General features: G+C 55.8%; 1 protein-coding gene and 1 pseudogene. Both read left to right on the top strand.

Features of this window, described 5'->3' with window-relative positions; translation table 11 throughout:
* Window positions 1-390 (top strand): annotated as a pseudogene (locus tag QP415_RS10690) (alkaline protease); the annotation flags it as partial.
* Between the two features lie 13 nt (window positions 391-403).
* The coding region (locus tag QP415_RS10685) for a S8 family peptidase (protein WP_285100030.1) at window positions 404-1,131 on the top strand (728 nt) is incomplete at its 3' end.

Here is a 1,131-nt window from a genome sequence, read left to right as displayed (position 1 = left end):
ATTTCGACTCCGATTGTGGCGGGTCAGATTGCGTTGGCGCGCTCGCGTTGGCCCGAGGCGACCTCTAATCAGCTTCTCCAGTCGGTGACTCGTAGTGGGTCGAATAATGGTGCGTGGAATCAGTACACGGGTTATGGTGCGCTGAGTCTGGACGGGTTGTTGGGAAGTGATCCTGCCCAGTATCCCGATGAGAACCCGCTGGCCGATAAGGGCGGCGGCTCCACGCCTACTCCGGCTGAGGTTCAGCAGTACCTTGACGGCCTCGTCCCCTTTTTGGATGTGGTACTTGATGATAGTTACGTGTATCGCGGGGTGGATGAAGACGCAGCTGGCAGTGCGTACGCTCCCAACGCTCATATTGGTACCAGTCCTGCCTATCACCGGAAGTGACCCCATGAGGCTCATGCCAGTGGTAACCACTCACAAGTCTGCGCGCGTTCTCGCTACTGCTGCCTGTGCTCTTGCGCTGAGCATGGGTGCGTTGGCGGCGGCGCCGGGGCCCGCGCACGCTGATGACACGATTACAACGCAGGATTATGTCTCGTATTACAAGCTGGATCAGGCGCGTGCGAAGGGGTACACGGGTCAGGGTGTGACCATCGCGATGATCGATGGGCCGGTTGATACGAGTGCTCCTGAGCTCGCGGGGGCTGACATTACGGTCAAGACACCGTGCCCCTATAAAGAGGACAACGCCTCAAAGACTCACGCGACTGCCATCGCGTCCATCCTGGTGTCCAAAAACTATGGTGTAGCGCCCGACGCTACTCTTATTGCCTATTCAGCTCCAAAAGATTCCGCCCTGATGACAGAAGAATGCAATAAAGACCATTCTGGCATTAAAGGTTTATCTTTCGGTCCTGTTGAACAAGCGATGAATGATGGGGCGCAGATTATCTCGATTTCTCGGTCGGATACTAACCATCATCAAGATTCCTTGAAGTGGGCGATTGCTCGCGCCATGACACAGGGTGTCATTATTGTGGGTCCGATGGGTAATGATGCCAAGGACGAGAATGATGCGTCCTATGGCTGGTGGTCGGGGACTGTGGGTGTGTCTGCGATTGATGCCAGTGGACAGTTGGCGAGTTATTCGTCGTGGGGTCAGGGTGTTGTTGCTGCTGGTATTGG

Origin of the sequence: Pauljensenia sp. UMB3104 (assembly GCF_030217285.1) — a bacterium.
Taxonomy (GTDB): Bacteria; Actinomycetota; Actinomycetes; order Actinomycetales; family Actinomycetaceae; genus Pauljensenia.
This window is presented reverse-complemented; position numbering and strand designations above follow the sequence as displayed.